The organism is Candidatus Hydrogenedentota bacterium, from assembly GCA_035416745.1.
Taxonomy (GTDB): Bacteria; Hydrogenedentota; Hydrogenedentia; order Hydrogenedentales; family SLHB01; genus UBA2224.
Genome location: DAOLNV010000155.1, coordinates 1 through 5051, shown reverse-complemented (window position 1 = coordinate 5051; position 5051 = coordinate 1). Strand labels below are relative to the sequence as shown.

The 5051-nt window shown below is 59.8% G+C and carries 7 protein-coding genes; 3 read left to right on the top strand and 4 right to left on the bottom strand.

Annotated features, from left to right (window positions below; genetic code table 11):
• Positions 1-192 precede the first annotated feature (192 nt).
• A complete protein-coding gene (locus PLJ71_22395; GenBank protein HQM51439.1) occupies positions 193-372 on the top strand; it encodes a hypothetical protein in 180 nt (59 codons plus the stop codon).
• A gap of 70 nt (positions 373-442) precedes the next feature.
• On the opposite strand, the gene PLJ71_22390 is transcribed toward PLJ71_22395, so the two are convergent.
• The 4 genes from PLJ71_22390 to PLJ71_22375 form a co-directional block, all read right to left on the bottom strand.
• The gene (locus PLJ71_22390) at positions 443-970 is read right to left on the bottom strand and encodes a peptidylprolyl isomerase (protein HQM51438.1); all 528 of its coding nucleotides are present in this window, start codon (positions 968-970) and stop codon (positions 443-445) included.
• A 3-nt stretch (positions 971-973) separates the two neighbouring features.
• The gene (locus PLJ71_22385) at positions 974-1999 is read right to left on the bottom strand and encodes a type II secretion system F family protein (protein ID HQM51437.1); all 1026 of its coding nucleotides are present in this window, start codon (positions 1997-1999) and stop codon (positions 974-976) included.
• A gap of 84 nt (positions 2000-2083) precedes the next feature.
• Positions 2084-3034: a type II secretion system F family protein gene (locus PLJ71_22380; protein ID HQM51436.1), complete on the bottom strand. Its 951-nt coding sequence runs from the start codon at positions 3032-3034 to the stop codon at positions 2084-2086.
• Between the two features lie 100 nt (positions 3035-3134).
• Positions 3135-3869, bottom strand: coding sequence for a ThuA domain-containing protein (locus tag PLJ71_22375; protein ID HQM51435.1), 735 nt, complete (start codon positions 3867-3869; stop codon positions 3135-3137).
• A gap of 160 nt (positions 3870-4029) precedes the next feature.
• Between PLJ71_22375 and PLJ71_22370 the strand changes: the two genes are divergently transcribed.
• Positions 4030-4746, top strand: coding sequence for a radical SAM protein (locus PLJ71_22370; protein HQM51434.1), 717 nt, complete (start codon positions 4030-4032; stop codon positions 4744-4746).
• On the top strand, positions 4747-5051 hold a 305-nt coding region (locus PLJ71_22365), incomplete at its 3' end, for a 6-carboxytetrahydropterin synthase (protein ID HQM51433.1).

The following is a 5051-nucleotide window of genomic DNA, read 5'->3' as shown; positions in this document are numbered from 1 at the left end:
TTCTCGTGTTCCCTGTGTCTCCGTGTGCGTTTGTTCTTGTCTTCATGGAGACAATACGATCCCCCCCGCGAGGACTTTCTTATCTGGCGATTCGGGTCTCCCTCACCCTATTGGACCCTCCCGGCGCGGTATGATAGAGTCTTCTGCGTTGCGCGGGAAGCGATGCAATGGGCCCCAGAGGAAGGAATGGCAATGAAGCATATTGGCCGAATATCCAGGATGCCGGTACGGGCAGCCATCGGCGGCAACGATATGGGCGATTTGGACCCCGCAGAAACGATTGTGATTCTCCTGCTTTCGGCGTTTTTTCAGGACTGGCTGAACTTTCCCACGGTTATACAAAACCTCCAGAAGTTCTACTCGAAGACGTGACGCCAAAAAACGCCCCGCCGCTCGAGCTCGAAGCTGAACGGCGGGGCCTCTTTTGTCTCTGGGCCTTTGCCTACTGCCTTTGGGCGTTTTCCCCCTCCATAGCGCGCTTTTTCATCTCCAGGTCATATGCGTCGGCATCGGAGAGGTGCCGGTCCTCGACGCGTACGAGATGATAGCCGTAACTCGTTTGCAGCACACCGCTCAACTCGCCGACAGGAGCGCTCCAGGCGTAGTCTTCGATAGCCGTGTCGAGTTCGCCCTTCTTGTGATAGTTGAGATCGCCGCCGCGGCTGGCGCTCAGGGGGTCGTTGGAATATTCCTTGGCCAGCTTGCTGAAACTCTCGCCCTCGAGAATGCGTTTGCGGAGTGCTTCGGCCAGCTCCAGCGCACGGGCACGGTCGGCCGGATCGTTGGCGTCGAACGAAATCAGGATGTGTCGCAGACGCACACGGGACACGTTCGGGTCGCCCCTTCCCCAAATGAAGAGCACGCCAATCAGTACCACGGCAAGGATGCCCGCGGCCGCCCACCACCAGAGGGTGCGGTCTTTGCCTTCAGCGGCAGAGTCAAAATCCGGTTCGTTAAATCCCGAGTTCATTCATTATGCCTCCGTATAAAAACCCGTGTAAAACGTAATAATGATATAGCCGATCGTAAGCGCCACGGCAAGCACAATCAATACGCCGAAGATCTTCGACGCGATATCCACGGCCTGGTTGGCTTCTTCAAAATGGTAATCGGCGACTTTGCGCAGGGCTTCGTCGAGTTTTCCGGACTGTTCGCCGACCAGCAGCATTTCGCGCGCCGTCGGGGTCAGATACTTGGTCTGCCGGAACGCTTCGACGAGGGTCCTGCCTTCTTTTATCAGCGGAATGGTCTTGAGCAGGTCGCGCTCGATGTAGGGGTTTGCGGAAACGGCCGCGGACCGCTCGATGGCTGCCGGCACGTATACCCCGGCGCCCAGCAGCAACGACAGGCTCCGGAAAAACCGCGCGAGGGCGAACCGCTTGGTGACGGCGGACATCGGAAAGATGTGCGTGGTAAACAGGCCGGTCACCCAGCCGAAGATGCCCATGCGCGACAGAATCACGATGATGGCGAAAAGAATCGCGAAAACACCGAGCGATTTTGTCTGGAACCACCCGTAATCCTTGAAGAATGCGCCGAAATCGAACCCCCTGCCGGCTTGGCCCGATAGAAGACCGGTCAACTGTCCGAGAAGGCGCAAGGCGAACGTGCCCAGGAACCAGGCGGCGGCTAGCTCGATGGCTGGCAGGGTCATCACGCGCACAACACGGCGCTGGCGTTCCAGGCGGTCCTCGTAATAATCAGCCAGATCCCGGAGCATCACGTCGAGCCGGCCGCCGATTTCGCCGCTGGCGATAAGCTCTATGAAGAAATTGGGGAAATACTTGCTCTGTTTGCGCGCCGCCTGCTCCAGCGTGTCGCCGCTTCTTACGCAATCGGACATCTGCTGGAAAATGTGGCGAATCCGGGAGTCCTGCTGCTGCTGCCCAATGATTTCGAGCGAGCGCACGATCGGAATGCCCGCGTCGTACGACGTCGCGAGCTGCCGGCATAGCGGCACCATCTTCTTGGCCGGTATCTGCGAGGAAAACAGGCCCATACAGCACTCCTGCATCGGCGCGTGTGAGACAAACCACGCACGATTGTAGCAAACGGCCGCGCAATCCGCTAGGTTTACGCCAGCCTACCAGAAAATCACCTTCCCGAGGGCGAATCCGGCCCCCAGGGCCTGCAAGACAACGCCAGCGATGATGATCGCCGTGCCAATAGAAAGGGAAAGGACGTGCGCGCGGTGCATGGCCTCGTTCCGAAGGTATTCGGAGGCTTTCCCGAAGCACTCGTCGGCGTTGCCCGTCTTCTCGGCGGTTACGATCATTTGTTTGACCATGTCAGGCAGAACCGGGCATTCGACTATGGCCTGCCCAAGCGTTGCACCCTCGCGGACACGGTCCGGCACCCGCATGAGATGGCGCTGGGCGCGCTTGTCCCAGACGGACTCGGTAGCGCGGGTCCAGCTCTCGTGAAAAGACAAACGGCCGTAGGTCAGGGCGAGGACACGGCAGAAGCGGCTGAGATTGAGTTGTTTGGCAAGGCCCGAAAGCGGCCACGTGTGCGCGCTGAACCATCTGAATACCCCTATCCGAAACAGCGCGTAGACGATTGCTGCGAACATTGCGAACCGGATCGCCGCGTGCACCAGCAGCATGGGCGAGGCCCCGGTGAGAAACACCGCAATGCAGGGATAGAGGAAGAAGCCGATAACCGTGAAGAGGACGATGTAGTAACTGAACTGATAGGAGAGCATACGGCGGAATGCTAATTGCTCCTCGTACCACAGGCACAAGGTCTCGAGAACGTCGGACAGTTTCCCCGCGCGCTCGCCCGCGGCCACGAGATCGACGAAAAAGCCGTCCAGTGCGCCGCCCCGGGCCCGCAATGCTTCTTCGAGCGAGTACCCGCATCCAATCGCGTTGGCGATGTCCTGCGCGAGAACTCTGAGGCTGCGGCCGCGGCTTTCCTCGATCATCAGCTCGAAGGCGCGCTTGGCCGGGATACCTCCTTCGTACGCGTAAGTAAGCTGGCGCGTCAGGAGCGCTTTCTGCTTGTCGGACAGTCTCAGGGCCGGTGGTCGCATGACATTACTCGAATGGCGTCAGGGGCCGCGCCTGATCACGAAAAGGCCACCCCTTTGGACTCCTGCACCCGATATTCCGGGTTTATTCGAAGGCCTGGCGCTATTTCGCCATCTTCTCGAGGGCTTTTACGTTGCCGCGGACGACCTGCTTGAGGCCCGAGGGAGCCGCCCATTTGACCCCGTTGCAGATGACGTTCAGCACGGTCTCGTTGTGGTAGATGGGGAACGTTTCATGGCCCGGGCGAAAATAAAAGATCTTGCCCATGCCGCGGTGCCAGCAGCATCCGCTCCGAAATACCTCTCCGCCCTCGAACCAACTGATGAATACGAGCTGGTCAGGCTGGGGGATGTCGAAATGTTCGCCGTACATCTCGGTTTCGGGCAATTCAAAGTATTCGGGGAGCCCGGAGGCGATGGGATGGGCCGGATCGACCACCCAGAGACGTTCCTTCCCGCCGTCTTCGCGCCACTTGAGGTTGCAGCCGGTGCCCATGAGCCCCTTGAAGACCTTCGAGAAGTGGCCCGAATGAAGCACAACGAGGCCCATGCCGTCCAGGACCCGCTGCTTGACCTTGTCGGCGTTGTCGTCGGTGACCTTGTCGTGGGCGAGATGGCCCCACCATGTCATAACATCGGTGCCGTCCAGGATCTCATCGGTGAGGCCCTGGCCCTTGTCGTTGAGTTCCGCCACGCGCACCGAGGCGATCCCGGGTTGTTGGGCAAGATAGGCGGCGATAGCCTTACCCATGCCGTCGGGATAGATGCTGGCGACCTTCTGGTCGCTTTTCTCGTGTACGCCCTCGTTCCAAACTGTCACCCGAACCCCGTTCTTCATGGCACGTCCTTTCGTTCAAATCCCCGGAGACTGCAGACTATTCTAGACTCCCTGCCGGAACAGGTAAAGTCCGGTCCGCGTTTGAAATGTGATTGGCGGCACACCGGTTTCTTATAATGGGCCGCATGACCGGTATTCCACGCGCAGAAGAGGGCTGCTCATGACTCCACCATCGTTACAGCCGGGCAATGTCAAGAAGGGTTCCGCGGATTCGCCGCAGGACGCCCCTGAGACCACGATTCTCGTAACCGAGATCTACCGCAGCGTCCAGGGCGAATCCACGTGGGCCGGCAGGCCCTGCACCTTTATCCGGTTGACGGGCTGCAACTTGCGATGCGTCTGGTGTGACACCGAGTACGCGTTTCATCATGGCGACAACATGACCATAGCCGAGGTTCTCGAGGAGTGCCGCCGCCTGGGGTGCCCCCTGGTCGAAATCACGGGCGGCGAACCCCTGCTCCAAAAGGGCTGCCCGGCCCTCGCGGAGGCCCTCCTGGCCGAGGGGTACACCGTCCTGTGCGAAACGAGCGGGTCCCTGCCCATCGCCGCCCTGCCCCGGGAAGTAATCAAGGTTATGGACCTCAAATGCCCGGGCAGCGGCGAGTCCGATATGAACGACTGGGCCAACCTGGACGCGCTGAGTCCCCGCGATGAAGTGAAATTCGTGATTTCCGACCGCGACGACTACGAATGGAGCCGCGACGTGCTCCGCGCGCACAACCTCGCGGCCCGCTGCAACGCCGTCTTGTTCGCGCCTGTTTTCGGCGTCCTCGATCCCCAGGTACTGGTCGAATGGCTCCTGGAAGACGGCCTCGATGTCCGGTTTCAGCTGCAGTTGCACAAGTTTGTCTGGCCCCCGGACCAGAAAGGAGTCTGATTGAACGTCGAGCTGACCAAGTCTTTCTTTGCCGAGGCGGCGCATCACAATCCCCGGGGCAACGAGAAAACCAGCCGTCTCCACGGCCACAGCTTCGATATCACGCTCGTGGTTGAAGGCGAGGTTTTATCGGAACCCGCCTGGTTGATCGACTACGGCGACATCACGGCCGCCTTCAATCCCCTGTATGAACAAATCGACCATGCGGTCTTGAACGAGATCGAGGACCTGGCCGACCCCACCGTTCACGGCCTGCGCGACTGGCTCTTCCGGAAGTTGAAACCTGCCCTCCCTTGTCTGAAAGA